The sequence below is a fragment of the Bacillus sp. X1(2014) genome (assembly GCF_007678255.1).
The window spans coordinates 192,321-210,852 of record NZ_VEED01000004.1; the positions used below are offsets into that span (position 1 = coordinate 192,321).

At 38.7% G+C, this 18,532-nt stretch carries 21 protein-coding genes, 1 pseudogene and 1 riboswitch; of the genes and pseudogenes, 4 read left to right on the top strand and 18 right to left on the bottom strand.

Annotated features, from left to right (window positions below):
• Positions 1-5 precede the first annotated feature (5 nt).
• From thiW to FS608_RS10760, 6 genes are all read right to left on the bottom strand, one after another.
• Complete coding sequence (thiW, locus tag FS608_RS10735; protein WP_144549787.1) at positions 6-518, bottom strand: energy coupling factor transporter S component ThiW; 513 nt, start codon at positions 516-518, stop codon at positions 6-8.
• Positions 518-1,174, bottom strand: coding sequence for a thiamine phosphate synthase (gene thiE / locus FS608_RS10740; protein ID WP_144549789.1), 657 nt, complete (start codon positions 1,172-1,174; stop codon positions 518-520). The genes thiW and thiE overlap by 1 nt, the downstream gene beginning before the upstream one ends.
• Entirely contained in the window at positions 1,171-1,989 is an 819-nt protein-coding gene (thiD, locus tag FS608_RS10745; RefSeq protein ID WP_186328679.1) for a bifunctional hydroxymethylpyrimidine kinase/phosphomethylpyrimidine kinase, read from the bottom strand. The genes thiE and thiD overlap by 4 nt, the downstream gene beginning before the upstream one ends.
• 14 nt (positions 1,990-2,003) lie before the next feature.
• Positions 2,004-2,816 (bottom strand): hydroxyethylthiazole kinase, encoded by an 813-nt coding sequence (gene thiM, locus FS608_RS10750; protein ID WP_144549793.1) that lies wholly within the window; start codon positions 2,814-2,816, stop codon positions 2,004-2,006.
• Between the two features lie 84 nt (positions 2,817-2,900).
• Positions 2,901-3,010, bottom strand: a riboswitch (TPP riboswitch).
• A gap of 136 nt (positions 3,011-3,146) precedes the next feature.
• On the bottom strand, positions 3,147-4,751 hold the full coding sequence (gene dcuS, locus FS608_RS10755) for a DcuS/MalK family sensor histidine kinase (RefSeq protein WP_395947771.1): 1,605 nt from the start codon (positions 4,749-4,751) through the stop codon (positions 3,147-3,149).
• 38 nt (positions 4,752-4,789) lie between these two features.
• On the bottom strand, positions 4,790-5,467 hold the full coding sequence (locus FS608_RS10760; RefSeq protein WP_144549795.1) for a response regulator: 678 nt from the start codon (positions 5,465-5,467) through the stop codon (positions 4,790-4,792).
• Between the two features lie 234 nt (positions 5,468-5,701).
• On the opposite strand from FS608_RS10760, the gene FS608_RS10765 reads away from it, so the two are divergent.
• Positions 5,702-6,967, top strand: coding sequence for a dicarboxylate/amino acid:cation symporter (locus FS608_RS10765; RefSeq protein ID WP_144549796.1), 1,266 nt, complete (start codon positions 5,702-5,704; stop codon positions 6,965-6,967).
• 91 nt (positions 6,968-7,058) lie between these two features.
• Here FS608_RS10765 and FS608_RS10770 read toward each other — a convergent pair whose 3' ends face one another.
• A complete protein-coding gene (locus tag FS608_RS10770; protein ID WP_098575382.1) occupies positions 7,059-7,298 on the bottom strand; it encodes a glutaredoxin family protein in 240 nt (79 codons plus the stop codon).
• Positions 7,299-7,770: 472 nt separating this feature from the next.
• Between FS608_RS10770 and FS608_RS10775 the strand changes: the two genes are divergently transcribed.
• The 3 genes from FS608_RS10775 to FS608_RS10780 all read left to right on the top strand — a co-directional run bounded on the left by FS608_RS10775 (position 7,771) and on the right by FS608_RS10780 (position 10,199).
• Positions 7,771-8,541, top strand: coding sequence for a spermidine synthase (locus FS608_RS10775; RefSeq protein ID WP_144549797.1), 771 nt, complete (start codon positions 7,771-7,773; stop codon positions 8,539-8,541).
• A gap of 182 nt (positions 8,542-8,723) precedes the next feature.
• Positions 8,724-8,879 carry a hypothetical protein gene (locus FS608_RS30185; RefSeq protein ID WP_186328680.1) on the top strand — a complete coding sequence of 52 codons (156 nt, stop codon included), beginning with the start codon at positions 8,724-8,726 and terminating at the stop codon, positions 8,877-8,879.
• 210 nt (positions 8,880-9,089) lie between these two features.
• Positions 9,090-10,199 carry a hypothetical protein gene (locus tag FS608_RS10780; protein ID WP_144549798.1) on the top strand — a complete coding sequence of 370 codons (1,110 nt, stop codon included), beginning with the start codon at positions 9,090-9,092 and terminating at the stop codon, positions 10,197-10,199.
• A 412-nt stretch (positions 10,200-10,611) separates the two neighbouring features.
• Here FS608_RS10780 and FS608_RS31630 read toward each other — a convergent pair.
• The 11 genes and pseudogenes from FS608_RS31630 to hutI all read right to left on the bottom strand — a co-directional run.
• Positions 10,612-10,899, bottom strand: a pseudogene (locus FS608_RS31630) (gas vesicle protein); the annotation flags it as partial.
• A 27-nt stretch (positions 10,900-10,926) separates the two neighbouring features.
• Complete coding sequence (locus tag FS608_RS10790; RefSeq protein WP_144549800.1) at positions 10,927-11,190, bottom strand: gas vesicle protein K; 264 nt, start codon at positions 11,188-11,190, stop codon at positions 10,927-10,929.
• Positions 11,162-11,401, bottom strand: coding sequence for a gas vesicle protein (locus FS608_RS10795; protein ID WP_144549801.1), 240 nt, complete (start codon positions 11,399-11,401; stop codon positions 11,162-11,164). The genes FS608_RS10790 and FS608_RS10795 overlap by 29 nt, the downstream gene beginning before the upstream one ends.
• Positions 11,401-12,231, bottom strand: a complete 831-nt coding sequence (locus FS608_RS10800) for a GvpL/GvpF family gas vesicle protein (protein ID WP_144549802.1) — start codon at positions 12,229-12,231, stop codon at positions 11,401-11,403. Before FS608_RS10800 ends, FS608_RS10795 begins: the two co-directional genes overlap by 1 nt.
• Positions 12,232-12,252: 21 nt before the next feature.
• On the bottom strand, positions 12,253-12,495 hold the full coding sequence (locus tag FS608_RS10805) for a gas vesicle protein GvpG (RefSeq protein WP_144549803.1): 243 nt from the start codon (positions 12,493-12,495) through the stop codon (positions 12,253-12,255).
• Positions 12,492-13,250 carry a GvpL/GvpF family gas vesicle protein gene (locus tag FS608_RS10810; protein ID WP_144549804.1) on the bottom strand — a complete coding sequence of 253 codons (759 nt, stop codon included), beginning with the start codon at positions 13,248-13,250 and terminating at the stop codon, positions 12,492-12,494. Before FS608_RS10810 ends, FS608_RS10805 begins: the two co-directional genes overlap by 4 nt.
• Positions 13,247-14,137, bottom strand: a complete 891-nt coding sequence (gene gvpN, locus FS608_RS10815) for a gas vesicle protein GvpN (protein WP_222127334.1) — start codon at positions 14,135-14,137, stop codon at positions 13,247-13,249. Before gvpN ends, FS608_RS10810 begins: the two co-directional genes overlap by 4 nt.
• 85 nt (positions 14,138-14,222) lie before the next feature.
• Positions 14,223-14,474 (bottom strand): gas vesicle protein GvpJ, encoded by a 252-nt coding sequence (gvpJ, locus tag FS608_RS10820; RefSeq protein ID WP_144549806.1) that lies wholly within the window; start codon positions 14,472-14,474, stop codon positions 14,223-14,225.
• Between the two features lie 258 nt (positions 14,475-14,732).
• Positions 14,733-16,016: a YjiH family protein gene (locus FS608_RS10825; RefSeq protein WP_260871650.1), complete on the bottom strand. Its 1,284-nt coding sequence runs from the start codon at positions 16,014-16,016 to the stop codon at positions 14,733-14,735.
• Positions 16,017-16,254: 238 nt separating this feature from the next.
• Positions 16,255-17,250 (bottom strand): agmatinase family protein, encoded by a 996-nt coding sequence (locus tag FS608_RS10830; RefSeq protein ID WP_144549807.1) that lies wholly within the window; start codon positions 17,248-17,250, stop codon positions 16,255-16,257.
• On the bottom strand, positions 17,213-18,520 hold the full coding sequence (hutI, locus tag FS608_RS10835) for an imidazolonepropionase (RefSeq protein ID WP_144549808.1): 1,308 nt from the start codon (positions 18,518-18,520) through the stop codon (positions 17,213-17,215). The genes FS608_RS10830 and hutI overlap by 38 nt, the downstream gene beginning before the upstream one ends.
• Positions 18,521-18,532 lie beyond the last annotated feature (12 nt).

The window sequence follows — 18,532 nt, forward strand, 5'->3', positions numbered from 1 at the left end:
TATCGTTAATTCCTGATGGTTGTATCATTTTCATTAACAATTAATACTTTCTTTCTTAGAAAAACAATTAAAATAATAAACCCAATAAGCGCTCCAGCAAACGAGCTGAAGATAAATAATGGAATGAACCCAAATAATGTTGCCTTTTGACCAAGCAAAAGAGTAGCAATAGGGTATGAAAGCATCGCACCAAGGATTCCTGTCCCAATCACTTCACCGATAAAAGCGAAATATAGTTTTCTAGTTTTCCAGAATAATAGTGAGGCGAGCAAGGCTCCGACCATACTGCCAGGAAAGGCAAACAGCGAACCTGTTCCCATTAAATTTCTAAGCAAAGAAACACCGAAGGCCTGGGCGACAGCATAATAAGGTCCTAACAAAACGGCGGATAGGACATTCATAAAATGTTGGATTGGAAAGACCTTTGTAAAGCCGATTGGAATGTAGAAGAGGTTACTTGAAAGTGTTCCAATCGCAATCATCATGGCTGTCAACGTCAATTTATGGGTCTTTTTCACTATTTGACTACTCCTTTAACAATCACACTTTTTCTTAATGCTTTCGCAGCTTCCAACGGGGATTCTGCCTGACTTATTGCCGTTATTACAGAAACTCCATCCGCCCCCGCGTCCATCACGGACCGAGCATTTTGGATCGTAATCCCGCCGATGCCAACAATCGGCATTTCACAGCCATCTTTTCTTAGTTTTTCAATCAGTGTCGTCCCTCGCGATGGCTTGGCATCCGCTTTAGTCTTCGTCGGAAACACAGGACCAATCCCAAAATAATCCGCTCCATCTTGGATCGCTGCCATGGCTTCTTCAGTCGTATGGACGGATACTCCAAGGATTTTGTTCGCACCGATTTTCTCCCGTACCAGTTTTACCGTTTCATCTTCTTGCCCAATATGAACACCATCTGCATCAATTGCCAAAGCCAACTCGATATCATCATTCACAATGAAAGGAATTTGATGGTTTCTGCAAAGGGTTTGGAGTTCTTTAGCCAGTGCATATTTTTCAGAGCCAGTTAGTGCACTTTCCCCTTTTTCGCGGAATTGAAAAAGCGTAATCCCACCAGAAATTGCTTCATTTAATACTTCAACAGATTCTTTCATACAGTTGGTGCTGCCCATAATAAAATAAACTCGTAAAGCCTCTTTCAAATCAATCATGACCTTGATAACTCCTTTACAAGGTTTCTTTTTCCATACGCCCAATGGTTGGTAGGTCCATGTCCTTGACCAATCTCCAATTGGTCTTCAATTGCGGCCTGAATAAAATCTTTTGCTTTTAAAACGGCATCAAAAATTGTCGCCCCTTTGGCAAGTTCGGCGGTTAGGACAGCCGAAAAAGTACACCCGGTTCCATGTGTGTTCTTCGTCTCGATTCGTGGACTCGTAAAGGTGTAGAATTCCTCCCCATCAAACAATAAATCAGTCGACTCGAATTCGTTTTCATCGTGACCACCCTTAATCACAACGTTTTTCACGCCTAAATGATGGAGACTTCTAGCAGCTTCCTGTTTATCCTCTAAGGTCAGAATAGTCATTCCCGTAAGAACTTCTGCCTCCGGAATATTCGGAGTAATTACTTTTGAAACTGGCAACAAATATTCTTTCATAGCAGAAATGGCTTCTATTTGGAGCAGTGACGCGCCACCTTTGGCAATCATGACTGGATCAACCACTACATTCTCCCAACCAAAAATCTTGATTTGAGCGGCAACCGCCTCGATGATTTCCGCATTGAACAGCATTCCTGTTTTCACAGCATCGGTACCAATATCAGAGCCAATCGCTTCAATCTGCTTGACCACTGCCTCTCTCGACATTGGATAAACTCCGTGAACCCCTAATGTATTTTGGGCTGTTACTGCTGTTAACGCCGTCATTCCAAATACATCTAATTCCTGAAATGTCTTTATGTCGGCTTGGATTCCAGCCCCGCCGCCGCTATCCGAACCTGCAATTGTTAATGCTTTTTTCATTAAAATTACCCCTCTTAATTAACTTTTTTGAAAGAACTATAAAGATTGATATCCTCATTTGAAACAAGTGATAATTGGTTTAAGAATTCGATTTGGAAACTTCCTGGTCCCTTTTCAGCTGTTTGTGCCGCAGCTTTTTCCGCAGCAACGCCGTAATATGTTAAGGCAGCCACTGAAGCTTGAAGTAAATCTTTTTCGACTCCTGCAAACGCCCCAATCACTGAGGTTAGTAAGCATCCCATACCAGTCACCTTTGTCATGATTGGGTGGCCATTATTAACAAGATAAGTGGTTTCTCCATCGGAAACGACATCCACTTTTCCCGTGATGATGACCACGCAATTCCAAGTTTCTGCTGCTTTAATCGCAAGGCTCACGACATCCCCATTCGCTGACGCACCTGCATCGACTCCTTTAATTTCCCACTTTTTACCAAGGACATTTGCGATTTCAGCTGCGTTTCCGCGGATGGCTGAAACATTTACTTCACTCATGATTCTTTGGGCAGTTTCCGTTCGGTATGTGGTAGCCCCAGCACCAACCGGATCAAAGATGACCGGTACACTGGATTCATCGGCTGCTTTTCCGGCAATGATCATCGAATCTACCGTTTGCGGGTTTAAGGTACCTATATTCAAAACTAGTGCACTAGCAATTTTGGCCATTTCCGCCACTTCCTCAGCAGCATATGCCATCACAGGTGAAGCACCTAAAGAGAGAAGTCCATTTGCGGTAAAATTGGTAACGACAACATTGGTGATATTATGTACAAGCGGATTTACCTTTCTTACTTTTTCCAACGTTTCAAACAAACTGATTTTTTCCATTGCCCATCTCTCCCGTTTCTTTTTATAAAAATAAAAAAACCAGATCCATAAACGGACCTGGTTAGTTAGTCAGAGAAAAATAAAAAATTCACTTGGCTACTTTCCTACGCTGGTATTACCCAGATCAGGTCCAAAGGGTTAAAAACATTAGCGTTTTCTCTCAGCCTGATAACAGGGCACCCCTAGTAGATCGATTAGTTTATTAAATTAAGTACATAATAACGCTATGAAACTAGAATGTAAAGGAAATAGTTTCAAGCGATCAAGAGTTTACATAATATATTTTTTGTCCACTTTAAGAATAATAGGTTAACATAATATAGTTACTGTTTACTTATCATATGGAAACGTAACAATAAAAGTACTCCCTTTCCCTTTTTGAGAATGAATTTCTAACTGTCCTGCTAGTTTTTCCAAGCTTCGTTGGACCAAAAATAACCCAATTCCTCGATTTTCACCCTTTGTCGAATACCCCTTTACACATAAGCTATTTCTAATGTCCTCATCGATACCTTGTCCTGTATCATGGACCTCCAACACAAGGATTCCATCATAATAATCAAACCTTACCGTTACTTTTTTAAGAAGCTGGTCCGCTACAGCATCTAGTGCATTATCAATTAAATTCCCAAGAATCGTGACCACTTCATGTGTTGTTTCCTGCCTGTGCGGTTCTGGTATCAATCCTTCACCATCAATAATCAATTCACAGCCTTTTTCCCTTGCATAGCTAAGTTTTCCTAAAATAAAGCCTGCTAATACAGGATCTTTAAAACGACTGACGACAAATTCTACCTCAGACTGCTGGTGATTCACAATTTTGGTGATGTACGACGAAACCATTTGATAATCCTTCATATGGACTAAACCTGAGATTACATGCAGTTTGTTCATGAATTCATGCGATTGGGTTCTAAGTGCCTCTGCATATAACTTGACTCCGGTCAATTGTTCAGCTAACTCCTTGATTTCGGTTTTTTCCCTAAAGGTGGCAATTGCTCCAACAATCTTTCCCTTCACGATTACTGGGACACGATTGGTTAGGATGGTAATATGATTGATTTCTTGCTCCTGATCTAACTGTGCTTCCCCAGTCTCTAGGACGGAAGAAAGTTTTGTATTTGGCATGTAATCGTCCACTCTTTTTCCTAAAAAAGGACCTTCAATACCAGCCATGTGAAGAAGTCTAACCCCTTCATTATTAACGAGGGTGGTTATCCCATCTTGATCAACCGCCAGCGTCCCTTCCTTGGTTGATTCCAGCATCGCACTTCGTTCTTCCAACAGTTTGGCTATTTCACTAGGCTCCATTCCAAACAGAATCGTTTTAATTTTTCTTGCCAAAAACAGAGCTCCTAGAACTCCTACTAATATACCCACTCCGACTCCAATCATAATGATTCTTCTACTTTGTTCGATGGCCTGATTTACTTTTTCTAACGAGATACCTACGGCCACTGCACCTATTTGTTTGTTTTTCTCATCAAAAACCGGGACGAACGAGCGTAATGATGACCCTAAAGTTCCTTTGGCAGTCGAAATATGCTCTTTCCCTTTTAATACCGGACCTTCATCTCCACCAACAAAATGCAAGCCTAATAGATTCCGATTAGGATGTGATTTTCTTATTCCATCCATGTCCATGACGACGATGAATTCAACATGGGTGGACCGTTTGAGACCATTCGCAAATGATTGGATGTCCTTCTCTTCTTTTTTATTCTGTAACCCATTAATCACAAGGGGCGATTGGGCAACAATCCTCGCAATATCTGTGGCTTTCTCAGCTTGCCCTTTCTTTGTTTCTTGTGAAATTCTGTTAGTGATTAATATCTCAGTAACGAACAATGCCATCACAACTACAATGCAAACTAGCAGGGTAATCGTCGTTTGTAAACGGAGTTTTGGTTTTCCAATCCCAATTTTCCAGTCCAACATGCTCCCTCCCAATTCACAAACATCGTATTTTTTATTCACACTCCATATCGGTTGACTGGTCTTCCCACACCCCCGTAATGGATATGTATTTTTACTTTCCCTTCTTTTTCTAAGTAATCAAGATATCTTCGTGCTGTTACACGGGCCATTCCAATGCCTTCTGCTACCTCCTCAGCAGAAACGGGTTCTTTCTCGTGCGAAAGAAAGTCGGTAATTTTCGTTAAAGTGTTCATATTTAATCCTTTTGGCAGGTTGTCTCTTTCATATTCTTCTGTTTGATCAATGAATAAGATTTGATCAAGTTCCTCTTGTAAAAGAGCTTTCTTTTCCCCTAATTTCATACGATAAGTTTTATAGTTATCTAGTGATTTTTTTATGCGCTCAAAGGTAAATGGTTTCATGATATAATCAAACGCACCTTGTTGAAGAACCCCATGGATCGTTTCAATATCGCTGGCCGCTGTAATCGCAATTACATCAACAGAATAGGGCTCTGAACGAAGTTCTCGCAGCATCTCCAATCCACCCATATATGGCATATAAATGTCGATAATAGCAAGGTTGGGCCGGAGCTCTTTGATTAATCTAAGACCCTCAATGCCATTGGCAGCGACTCCGATAATCGAAAACCCAACCACCCTTTCAATAAATTGACGGTGAACTTCCCGAACCATCGGGTCATCTTCTATCAATATTACTTTTAACGGAAACATCCCCTGCTCCCCCTTAGTGAACTCTCATTTATATTATTATCATGGCCTATTTTATCAAAATAGTAAATTAATAGATGAATATTTTTTCGTTGTTTTATTGTGGAATTTCTATAACAAAAGGAACAATAAGACCAATATGACCAAAATCTTACTATAATCTGAATTTTCATTTATTCTGTCAATGGATAGGTTGAAAGCGTTAACAACTAATTAAACAAAGGGGTGTTCGGGAAAATGAAAATTAATTTTAAAAATTTGACCGTCCAAGTATTATTGGGGATCGTACTTGGCATTGTGATCGGATTTCTGTTTCCGAAATTCGGTACAGAATTAAAGGTTTTGGCAGATATCTTTATCAAATTAATTAAGATGGTTATAGCTCCAATAGTATTTTTTACGATTGTCATTGGTATAGGAAACATGGGGGATTTAAAAAAGGTTGGACGTATTGGCGGGAAGGCGCTCCTTTATTTTGAAATTGTTACCACTTTTGCCTTGGCAATTGGATTACTACTCGTTAATATCATCAAACCTGGATCTGGGTTTAATACAGAGTCTGTCAAAGGCGGAGACATTTCACAATTTACAACGCAGGCAAAAGAAACTAGTCATGGATTTGTGGAATTTGTTTTAGGGATTATTCCCGATAATTTTGTTGGTGCCATGGCGAAAGGAGAGCTGCTCCCAATCTTATTCTTTGCGGTCCTGTTCGGAATTGCCCTTGCTTCTTTAGGACAAAAAGGGAAGCCAGTCGTTGCTTTGTTTGAACAATTTACGGAGATATTTTTTAAGATTGTTAATATGGTCATGAAGTTTTCACCCATAGCAGCATCTGGTGCGATGGCGTATACGATTGGAAATTTTGGTCTGGGCTCGTTAGTCTCGCTTGGAAAATTGATGGGAAGCGTGTATGCAACGATGTTTCTTTTCATCGTGTTTATCCTCGGGGCTATCGCAAAGCTTTATGGATTTAATATTTTGAAATTCATCGCTTATATTAAAGAAGAAATTCTCTTGGTTTTAGGGACATCCTCCTCTGAGTCTGCTCTGCCAAGAATGATGGAAAGACTTGAAAAATACGGTTGTTCCAAGTCGGTGGTCGGACTTGTTGTCCCAACTGGGTATTCTTTTAATTTAGATGGTACGGCAATATACCTATCGATGGCGGCGCTCTTTATCGCTCAGGCATATAATGTAGATATTACAATATGGCATCAAATCACCTTGTTAGGAATCTTAATGTTGACGTCAAAAGGTGCAGCTGGTGTAACCGGTTCAGGATTTATTACTCTTGCTGCGACACTATCTGCTTTCCCCGTCATCCCCGTCGAAGGGATTGCCTTATTACTAGGTGTCGATCGGTTCATGTCTGAGGCACGTGCGATTACTAACTTAATCGGAAATGGTGTGGCAACAGTGGTTGTTTCCAAGATGGAGAATGAGTTCCATCCTTCTGGTGAGATCCAAACGGCAAAAGAAGATAAATCAATAAGTGCATAATCGGGTATAACAAAATGGCTTGGGGGATTTCCTCCAAGCCATTTTTAAATTAACCTGATATTGGGTGCATACCGAATACTCTGTGACTATCTTAACTTTTTGCCAGTTCCATTAACTCTTTCAGTTCATTGGTAAATCCTTTGACGGCGCGATTTTCAACAACCGTCACTGGAACACCAAGAAAACCGTATTTTTCAACTTCCTTTTGGTATTCTGGATTGACGGATAAATCTCGTGTTTCAAATGGAATTCCTTCCTCACTTAGGACTTTTTTGACCATCGTGCATTCGATGCAGTCTTTGGTTGTATAGACGATAACCTGCTTGTTCAATTTTTTTGTTCTCCTTTTGTTTTATTTTTCGGTAAACTCTTTTCTAAAAAAATGCTCGACCTCAGATATTAATGACACCAGATAAATTTTTTCTTGCCTTCTCATAATCATACTCCATTTTAAGTACAACTGATAATATTGCGTTCAACCTTATTTTAATTATATTTTCAATTTTCCGACAATACAACTCGATAATTGTCTGTTTATGCGCTTTCCCGAGGAATATTTTAAGTTTATTTCCTTAACCACGGGTCACCAATGCCTAATTTATTAAGGTTTTTAGACTTTTAAATAATGAAGGTTTTGGGAAATTTAAATTTCCCTTTTTCGACTTTTTATCCTTTTCCCACAGGAAATATTCAAAATCTCCCTTTTATTTCCTCACAATAAATTGCAGTCCTATGCTTTTTATTCACTCAACCATCCGTCCAAATGAATACTCTGGAGTAAACAAATTAATGGAGGTGAAGTTTTGAATAAATTTAATAGAAATGAAGATTTTTTTGAAAAATTTATTTCCCTTAACGGTTCAACATTAGTTTATAAGACTTTTAGTTCTTATCAAAATATTTATGTTACCGAGAGGAGTAAATACGAAGGGATACAAGGAAAATTTAGAATGCTTCAATTCTCTTTCGAAGGTATCCAGGGTGTAATAAATTTGGAACAGCCGCAAGCCCTGGCCGCATCATATAGTCGAATCACAGTGGATCTAATTAATCACTATGCATCTGATTTTAACAAAGGATTTATTATTGGTCACGGAATTGGAACCGTCAGCTCATATTATTCCCATAAACATATGGTAACTGCAGAGATTGACCCGATAGTTGTGGAAGTATCAAAGACGTTTTTTGGACATACAGGAAAGAACGTGTTTGTCGGTGATGGACAAGCGCTCTTAAATAATCAGGATCCTCTTTCTCAGGATTTGATTTTTTTGGATGCGTACAGCAACAGTGAACTCCCATCTCACTTAACAACAAAAGAGTTTTTTACTCTTACCAATGAAAAATTGTCAGACCCAGGAATTCTAATCATAAATTATATTGGGATGATAAAAAATGATAAATTCTTGCATACGTTACACGCGAGGATTTCAGAAATCTTTCCTTATCTAAAGGTGTTTGTTACAAATTCTAAGAAAAAAACGAAACAAAATCTATTTTTAGTGGCAAGCCGTCAATTTCTGGATGACTATTCACCTCAAGAAGCAACCCCTATCCAGATTATCGGTATATAATTGTATATCCATTGATTAAGGATCTTCTTAGCAATGACTAGGAGGGTCTTTAATTTACATATATGAGGAGCCCTTTTTTTATATTCTAGACATACGTTTATGCTTGTCCGTTATCCTAACATAATATATTTATTGTAAGAGGCCTCTTATAGACACTTTGTATTAAAAAGGGGGGAAAATAAATGACTATGGAACCGGGTTTGTTAGAATGCTTAGGTGCTGTTCTTATCATTATTCTAGGTGCTGTTGCCCTGCTTCTTGCTAATTTACTTGGAGTACCTGATGCTACTAAAGAAGCAGTTGCAGATGCAATTTGTGAAGCTGCCGAAAATTGCTAATCCTTTTCTTGTAATAAAAAACTCTAGAAGATTATTCCCAATAATCTTTTAGGGTTTTTTCTTTCATACGAATGATTGTTTTCTAAAAACAAAATAAGGGTTATTTCCCTTCTATGATGATATTGACACACTCTTTTTCTGTTAATAAACATAGGATATTAGGAAATGTCAGAATTTATTATTATTTAAAAATAAAAAGGTGGTTTAATTATGAATGAACACACTAAGGAAAATAGTGTACAGAATACGGGAATCAAAGTAGACAAGGACACTTTACAGAATATTGCCAGTAATTTACTTAATAGTCAAAGTTCGCTTGACATGGGGTCATTAATGAAACTGGCAACCATTTTTCTAAAAAAAGATTCGCTCATGAATTCCGTTACGGAATTGAGTAAAAAAAAGCAAAATCGTTCTCGACATGAGTCAAAAACTACTGCAAATCAGGAGAAACTCGCTAATGATATTAGTGTACAGAATACTGGGAACAACGTAGACAAGTCCTCGCTTGATATGAATTCTATGATGCAGCTGGCAACCACTCTTCTAAAAAACGATTCGCTCATGAATTCCGTCACGGAAATGAGTAAAAATAAGCAAAACCCTTCGCTTTCTGAGTCAAAAAGTACCAAAAAACTGGACAAAGTCGCTAATGATATTAGCGTACAGAATACTGGGAACAATGTAGACAAGGGTTCGCTTGATTTTAATTCTATGATGCAGTTGGCAACTACTCTTCTAAAAAATGATTCGCTCATGAGTTCTGTCACGGAAATGAGTAAAAATAAGCAAAACCCTTCACTTCCTGAGTCAATAGGTACTAAAAAACTTAAGAAAGTCAAGGATAATAATAGCGTAAATAATTCGGGTAAAAAAGTAGACACGGATTCACTTGATTTAAATTCTCTGATGCACCTGGCAACCACTCTAACGAAAAATGAGTCGTTAATGAAATCTGTTACAGAACCTAGTAATAAAAATCTAAATGGTACACTCCCAGTATCTAAGGTTTCTGAACAGCAAGAAAATGTAGAACTGACGTCTTTGTTTCAAAAGCTAGAAAAGATCACTAAGGATATTTCAGGATTAAGACATGAAAATTCGGAGCTGGCATCTTTGTCTCAAAAACTAGAGAATATCAATAAGGATATTTCAGGTTTAAGACATGAAACTGAAGATCTATCTTCTATGTCTCACAAACTAGAGAATTTCGCTAATGAGCTCTCAGAATTAAAACAAGAACTAAAAGGCATAAAACAACAAAATAGTAATCTTTTTAATTTATTACTCCAAAATATAATAAAGACCCCCAAAAAATAATCATATTGTAATTTAATACATTTCCAATTTTTTGCTTATCTCGATACTAACAATAAGAACCTTGAGAATATCAGGGTTTTTTTAATTGAGCGTATAGAGTCACCTACTTTATTAAGTTTTAGCTAAATCCAATACACATACAGTACTTTCTTTTTGATTACACACAATAAAAAAGAAAGTGTCCGTTACACTTTCCCCAAATGAAAAAACATTAAATTTTTATTCCAAATGTTTATCAGGATGCTTGTTCTTATTTTCCAGGTCCTTTTTTTCCATTTTTTGGACCAGTTTTTTTCACCTTTGTTATTTCTAATAGCTCATCAAGCTGTAGCGCTGGTTTTTCTTCAACGGGCTCGTGTAAAATATTTTCATCAATCGGCTTAGGTATTGTTCTTTCTTCAAGCGTAAGCGTCTTTGCCTCAACAAGCTGTTCAATGCGATTAATTCTTTCGAGTAATTGAGCATTTTCTTTTTCTGCTATTCTACCTTTAGAAGAATAGTATGGATCCTGTTCCCACCAGTCCATCCCTATTTCCCTGGCCTTGTCGACCGATGCGATCAGCAACCTGATTTTAATGGTTAACAAGTCGACATCCGCTAACGATATTTTAATATCACCTGCAATGACCACTCCTTTATCAAGGATTTTTTCTAATACTTCAAGCAAGTTTGATGATTGTGTCGGGTGATTTATGGGCATAATCTCTCTCCTATCTTACCTGCCGGTTTAGAGAAGTTTCCCCAGTGGGCCCAGTTCAATATTAAGGTCCTCTGCTTCTAAACCAAAAATGATTTTTAACTCTTCCATTTTTTCTTCCAACCTCATTAACGTTAAACCTAATTCCTCTAATTGCTCATCGGTAAGAGAATCGCTTTCCACTCTTCGCATCGCCTGTCGTTCCATGAGTTGGCGCAGCAATTCGATAATGGTTAAAACTAACTTCGCTAATCCTTGCTCTACCTTACTCGAGTCTAGTGGCAAGCGTTCCATTTAAAATCGCCTCCCCAACATTTTTACGTTCATTGGTACCAAATGCACTTTCAATCGAAGAAATCAATAGTTTAAGATCGACTATAATTAAATCAATATTGGCAACAGAGATTAATATTTCTCCCGTCACGACTACGCCCGTATCAATGATACCATCCAATAAATCCAATAATGTCATTTCTTTATTTTCAAAGAGATGATGCTTTTCCATTACAAATTGTCCCCAGTCATTTTAGAAAAATGATAAGGAGGCCAAGGTCCGGTTACTTGAAATATACATCCCAATGGTTCAAATATTTTTTCTATATCGGTGACTTTATGCATAAACGATTCTGAAACATTTTGTTCAATAAGGAAATCACAATTAACAATCATCTCATCTTTTCGTTCTGTTACTTCCTTACCCCAATTTTGTCTGAGATTTATTTCTGAAACAACAGATGCTAATTCCTGTTGTATTTCATTCCACCATTTGGATTGCTCCACCTCCAACTCCGTCTTAATCAACTGTTCCAGCTTCTTTTTCATTAAAAATTGTTTTCCTTTTGGCATCGATGCTAATTGGGCCCTTAAATTTAATACTGCTTCATTATGTTGTAGAACGAAGGATAAGGCTTTTTCATTATTACAAAACACCTTCAAATTCCATTCCTGTTTATCCTTAAGGGTAAGTAGTTTTTGATAAATGACATCGTATTGATCGGTAAGTAAACTTTCAAAATTGCTCTCATTTTGAAAAATAGTACAAAAAGACATGGGAAGGACGGTAAAATGCTGGTGAATAATAGAAATGACTTCATGGTGATGAAATGCTTTTTCCTTCAGCCAATCTGCATCTTTTAAATAGAGGTCAATTTGTTCTTGAGTAAAATCTTGGGCATTGACTGGGGTAATAACTGCGGCTAAATTCTGATAGATTTTCAAATTTACCGTCTTTTGATCAATACCGATGATAGCAGGAACATCTAAGGACTGAAGTTCCTCTGCAAGAATGACCCCGTACATATATAAAAAGTCTGTTGTGGCCTTAGTTTGAGTCATACTGCCTCCTCCTTTAACATACTACTCATTTAATCGCTCATTTTTTTCCCTTTCCTTAGCTACTTTATATCTATTAAGTAATTCTTCTTCCCTTTCAACGTAGGTTTCTTCATCAATTTCTAACATTTCGTACATCATATGCAATTCTACAAGCTGCTGTTGGATATACGGGATATTGTATAGCTCCTGATCTGCTTCTTCCTGAATTTTTTCCCCGATTTTGATTAACGTACGGATTGGCAATGAAAATAATTTAAAAATCATTTGTTTTCTTCAATCCTTAAACGAATATTGACAAAATTATAGGCTGGCCATGGTCCTGAGTACTTAAACTCGGCCTTATCCTTCCATATTTCATAGAGGTCATTAACTTTTTGGTCGAAGACTTCTTCTTTTTTGCGATCTACTAAGAATGCAGCATTCAAAAGGACTTTTCCTGGTATGGTATTATTTTGTTTTCCCGCCTCAGCAATCTCTAATAAGGGATCATAAAGCTCCTCAGCCACTTCTTCTTCTAGCCGCAAAACAAAGTTTTTGGCATACTCCCCTAAATGAATTTGTTCATAGAAATTGGCAGGATCGGAGATATCCATCTTATTGGTTTTCCACTCTCTTAGTGCTGGATCATTATTTATTTCCTGTTCCATCCATTCCTTTTTGGCAATGACCTTCAAGCCTACTTCAATTTTATTTTCCAAAAGTAAAAATAATTTTTCCAAATCGTCGTTTAGGTGTTTTGCTATGAGAAGAACATCATCTTCTGAATTAAATACATTCCCAAAGCTAATTGGGATAATGCTATAATGCTTCATAACTTCCGAGATTGTTTGCTGGTGGGCGAATAAGTTGTTGCGGACGGGCATAACTTCATCAACAACCTTTGAAACTACCATTGCTACATTCTGGTGATGAAGTGTATAAACCTCATTCTCCTGTCCGTTTAAAAATACTTTTCCAAATTGCTGTGGTTCCTTTTCTCGAATCGCACAAAAAACATACACTCCACTTTGTATACTCATTTAGTCCCTTCCTTTCTCTTCATCTCTCTTAAAATAAGATCCTGAATCGCATCACGTGTCATATCCGGAAAAATTTGTTTTACTGGTCTTGTTAACACGTCCAGACAAAGTGTTTGATAGTTTTTATCCTCCTGATTAATGGGTATATTCGCTTTTTGGGCAATGGATGCAATCATCAATGAAGCTCGTAAACTTGGACAAAATCCTTTTCCATAGCTTCTTAATTTAGAAACAAGTTGCACTATTCTCTCCGCTTCCTGATGGTTTATTTCTGTTTTTTGCTTAAGAATTTCGATTTCTGTTTCATTGTCACAGCCTTCCAAACTGATCGTAATCAATCGGTCCAACAGTGCATCTTGTGTATGAAATGTTCCTGCATATTCATCAGGATTACTTGTAAAAATAATAGAAAAGTCAGGATGACATTTTATGAAGGATTCCTTCCCCTTCCCATAAATAGGAAGAACTCTTTCCTCCAATAGTGCTAAAAATATATTATTCGTCTCTGGGCGAGAACGTGAAAACTCATCGTAAATAACCACATGTCCATTTTTAACGGCGTCAATAAGCTGGCCATTGGACCATATTGGTTTAATTTCTTTTTCAGTCTTATAGACTGAGTGAATAAAGTTGTCTATCACCTCTTTTTTAACCATTCCATAGTGATAACCCAACAGTTCTTTGTTCGATAGTTCTTCGTGTCCGCGGATAATGGTAACTGGTCTGTTAAATTGTTTGGCAATATATATGGCTAAACTAGTCTTTCCAATACCTGATGGTCCAACGAAATGTACTGGAAATCCAGCTTTCATATATTTGATGGTTTTTGAAATAATCTTCTCGAAAAAAGCAGTATTGACAAAGATTTCATTTTTTGACTGACTCATCATCATCATACCTTCTATTCACTAAATTTTTTTAACAAAGGAACCAAGGCGATTACTGCCTTGGCTCCTCTTTGCACGAAATATTTTAAAGTGTTTCCCCTAATATGATTTCTTCCCCTTGATCGAGATGATGATGTTTATCAAGAAGGCCTACTTTTTCGGCGTAATATAACCATTTGTCAATACCAGCGATAACAATACGAGCATCAATGGAAATCAATTCAATCCCAACTAAACTAATACGAGCATATATATCAATAACCAAACCTTTATCCAAGATACGATCAATGATATCGGCTAAACTTGAAGAGTCCACACTCTTTTGAATGGCAGCCATGTTCAATCCCCTCCTTCCATGAGCAGTAATTAAGGGGATATATAATTAGATTATTCTCCATTTGATCCCTAGGTGCTGAATCACCCCTTTTAATTACGGCCAAACTCTTCGTAGAAAACGAATTACAATAGTATATGATTGAACCATATTCTTGGAATGGACAGGTGCTCTATGGGGTCTTCTTCAATAATTAATATTTCCAGGACTTTAAACGAAAAAAGCCTGTCCCTTTTAATGGTAGGAACAGGCTTTAATTAGTTATAGAAGTAAAAACGCAATGGGCGCAGTGATTAAGATGGTTAAGACCACCCTTTCAAACCAGATAACCACAAGTTTTCCAATTGTAAGTGGGATTTCTGTCGATAGTATACAAGGTACTACAGCTGAGAAGAAAATAATCGATGAAACCGAAACAACTGCAATAACAAACTTCGTAACTACAGCTGCTTTTGTCACTAATAAAGCAGGCAAGAACATTTCGGCAATCGAAACTGCGCTAGCTTTAGATGCAAGCAATGGATCTGGAAGCTGAACAAGCGCGGTGAACGGGTAGAAAATATAGCCTAACCAATCAAATACTGGTGTAAACTCTGCTAAAATGAGGCCAAGCAAACCAACAGACATGATTGATGGCAAGATACCCATTGTCATAATAAAGCCATCTTTTAGGTTGTCCCAAATATTTTTCCCAAGACTCGGTGAGTTGCTTGAAGTATTCATTGCTTCCTTCCAAGCAGTCTTGACACGGTCCTTTTTAATGATTTCCTCTTCGTCCCCCTCCATGTCTTGATAAAACGAGTCACTCATTTTGTTCAAAGGCCAGATCCGAACAGTAATGGCCGTTACAAGGAACGTTACAACAAATGTTACCCAAAAGTATGCATTCCACAGATCCATCAGATTCAACGTTTTTGCGACAACAATCATGAAAGTGGCAGAAACAGTTGAAAATCCAGTGGCAATGATTGCCGCTTCTTTTATGCTATATTTTCCTTCTTTAAATACGCGGTTAGTGATTAATAGACCGATAGAATAGCTGCCAACAAAAGATGCTACAGCATCGATTGCAGATCTACCAGGTGTCTTCCAAATCGGTCTCATCACTGGTTGCATGAAAATTCCGATAAATTCAAGTAAACCATAGCCGACTAAAAGGGCAAGAAAGACTGAACCAATTGGCACCAACAATCCCACTGATATGACAAGTTTGTTAAACAGGAATGGAGCCATGTTAGGATCAAAAAACCATTTCGGACCTACATTAAAGACGAGCATGGAACCAGCTACAAAGCCAAATATTTTCAGCATTGAAAAAACAAAGGTAACCCTATCCTTATTCCATGATTTGGTATAAAATGGATAAACTGCCCCTAACAGGATGACCAGCAATGCATAATAAGGCAAAATGCCAGGAACAGCGAGCTGGATATACGAAACAATATGGTCTAGCATAATCGAAGATTTATCATTCAACGTTACCGGAATAAAAAACACAAAAATACCAATTGCGCTAAAAATAAAGAACTTCACAATATTCATCATATTACTATCCTGTAATTCCGGCTGCAATGCCTTCCCTACTGGCTGATTTTCCATACCCATTCCCCTTTGTTTCAAAATGATCTTAAAAATTGGTGTCAGGTACAAATCGTGGACAAATGACCACATTTGTCCACGTAACGTATATACAATTACATTAATTAACCCAAATTTGTCCACTTCACACGAACAAAACATCACAAATGTCGTTTTATGGTGCCTGACACCACATTTTCTTTTCCTACCGCAGCATGACACCTGTTAAGAAGGTTAGGAAGATGTGTGTGCCAAGTTTAACAGTGGGTTGAGCTTGTGCATCCTTTAATGGGTCAAGGCAGACGATGTCCATGGCTTTGACTTTTGGGTGCTTGGCTGCGGTTAATACCCCATCTAGTAGTTCCGCCGTTGTCATGCCCCCCGGCGTTGAAGCCGGTACTCCTGGAGCATAGGCAATATCAAGAACATCCATATCGACTGTTAAATAAATAGTATCTACCTTTCCAGCCAACTCCTCTAAACATGCCGAAACCGTTTCTTCAATCCCTTTTTTTCTTGTTTCACGAAGAGTGAAATAGTTGACGCCTTTTTCATCAGCATACTTCTTCAAATCTTTTGAGTTAAAAAAACCATGGAGGCCGATATTGTACATATTGCTGCCCTCAACTACTCCGCTCTCAATTAAGTTCCGCATGGGAGTCCCATTGGACGGACCGTTATCGGTCATATCTCTTAAATCAAAATGAGTATCAAACTGCAGGATGCCAATTTTCTCCGCCGGTTTCGCTTGATGCAAACCTTTGACCATCATTGCGGTAATCGAATGATCACCGCCAATTGCACAAACTTTGGAAGTTCCAAAATGCTGATGGAGAGCAAAAGATGCAGCGATGATATTGTCATGGCAGCGCCTAATGTCAGTAACATGCATGGGCACATCACCAACATCTATTGCCGTTAATTCCGACAAATCAATATCCTCATCAAGGTTATAGGTAGTAAACCCCTTCCACGCGCGTCGGAACGCCTCAGGAAATTCCGAGGCACCCGAGGCGCTAATGGAAGATCGAGACAGCGGAACTCCAACAACGACAAAGTCTGCTTCTTTGCTCTTTTCAGGATCAGACTCAGCCGTTAGTGGCTGGATCCATTCATGCACCTTCGCAATCTCGGCACCTTCATCTGGTCTTACCCAGGTAAAACTAGAAGGATTTAACTTGGGATAGAGAAAGCTCTTCAACTAATTGACCTCCCCTGACAACCACCTGACCATTTTTCACAACCGTATCTGTATGATTTACGCCATAAGAGTATTGCAGTTTCATATAATTTCCAACGTTAAAAATCGTAATATCTGCTTTTTTACCCACTTCTAAACTGCCAATTTCTTTGCCGCGATTAATTGCATGGGCAGCATTAATTGTCGTTGCAGTAATGACTTCTGCCGGTGTCATCCCCATTTTTAAACAGCCTAAATTCATAATGAAAGGCAGGGAAACAGTAGGTGATGAGCCGGGATTACAATCTGTCGACAGTGCCACCGGTACACCCAAATCTACCATTTTGCGCCCATTTGCCGACTCCGCCATTAAAAAGTAAGCTGTCCCCGGGAGCAACACACCGACTACCCCTTTTTCAGCCATCGCTTTCATACCTTTTTCCGATGCCTTTAATAAGTGGTCAGCTGAAATGGCCCCTACCTCAGCTGCCAGTTCTGCTCCTTCATATGGCTCTATTTCATCAGCATGAATTTTCGGAATCAAACCATAGCGCCGACCCGCTTCTAGAATCTGCCTGGATTGCTCCGGAGTAAACACACCATGTTCACAAAAGACATCATTAAATTCCGCAAGTCCGAGCTCCGCTACCTTTGGAATCATTTCTTCAATCAATAGACGGACAAACTCATCTGGATTTTGTTTGTATTCATTCGGAACAGCATGAGCTCCCATGAACGTTGAAACAACATCAATCACATGCTTCTCATTGAGCTTTTTTGCTACCTCTAGTTGCTTTAGTTCAGTTTCCCATTCCATCCCGTAGCCACTTTTCGCTTCAACCGTTGTGACGCCGTGGCGCAGGAATTGATTTAAGCGCTCGTAGCTTTCCTGAAAAAGCTCTTCATGTGTCGCAGACTGTGTCCGTCTTGTCGTTGCATAGATCCCGCCGCCGCTATTCATAATTTCCATATAGGTGGCTCCTTGCAGACGCATGTTAAACTCATTTTCCCTGCTGCCTGCAAAAACAATATGTGTATGTGGATCCACAAGTCCTGGAGTTACCAGTTTACCACTCGCATCCACCACTTCGGCATCACCCAAACGATCCGCAAATTTTCGGGCAAGTTCCTCATCCGTACCAACAGCCTGAATCACTCCGTCTTCCATCCAAACACTGCCATTCTCAATAATGCCCAGCTCAGACATGGCTCCCTTTACACGGGGAGCATCGGAACTCCCCTGTAACGTAACGAGTTGAGAGGCATTTCTGATAAAAATTGGTGTACTCATTAATTTTCCATC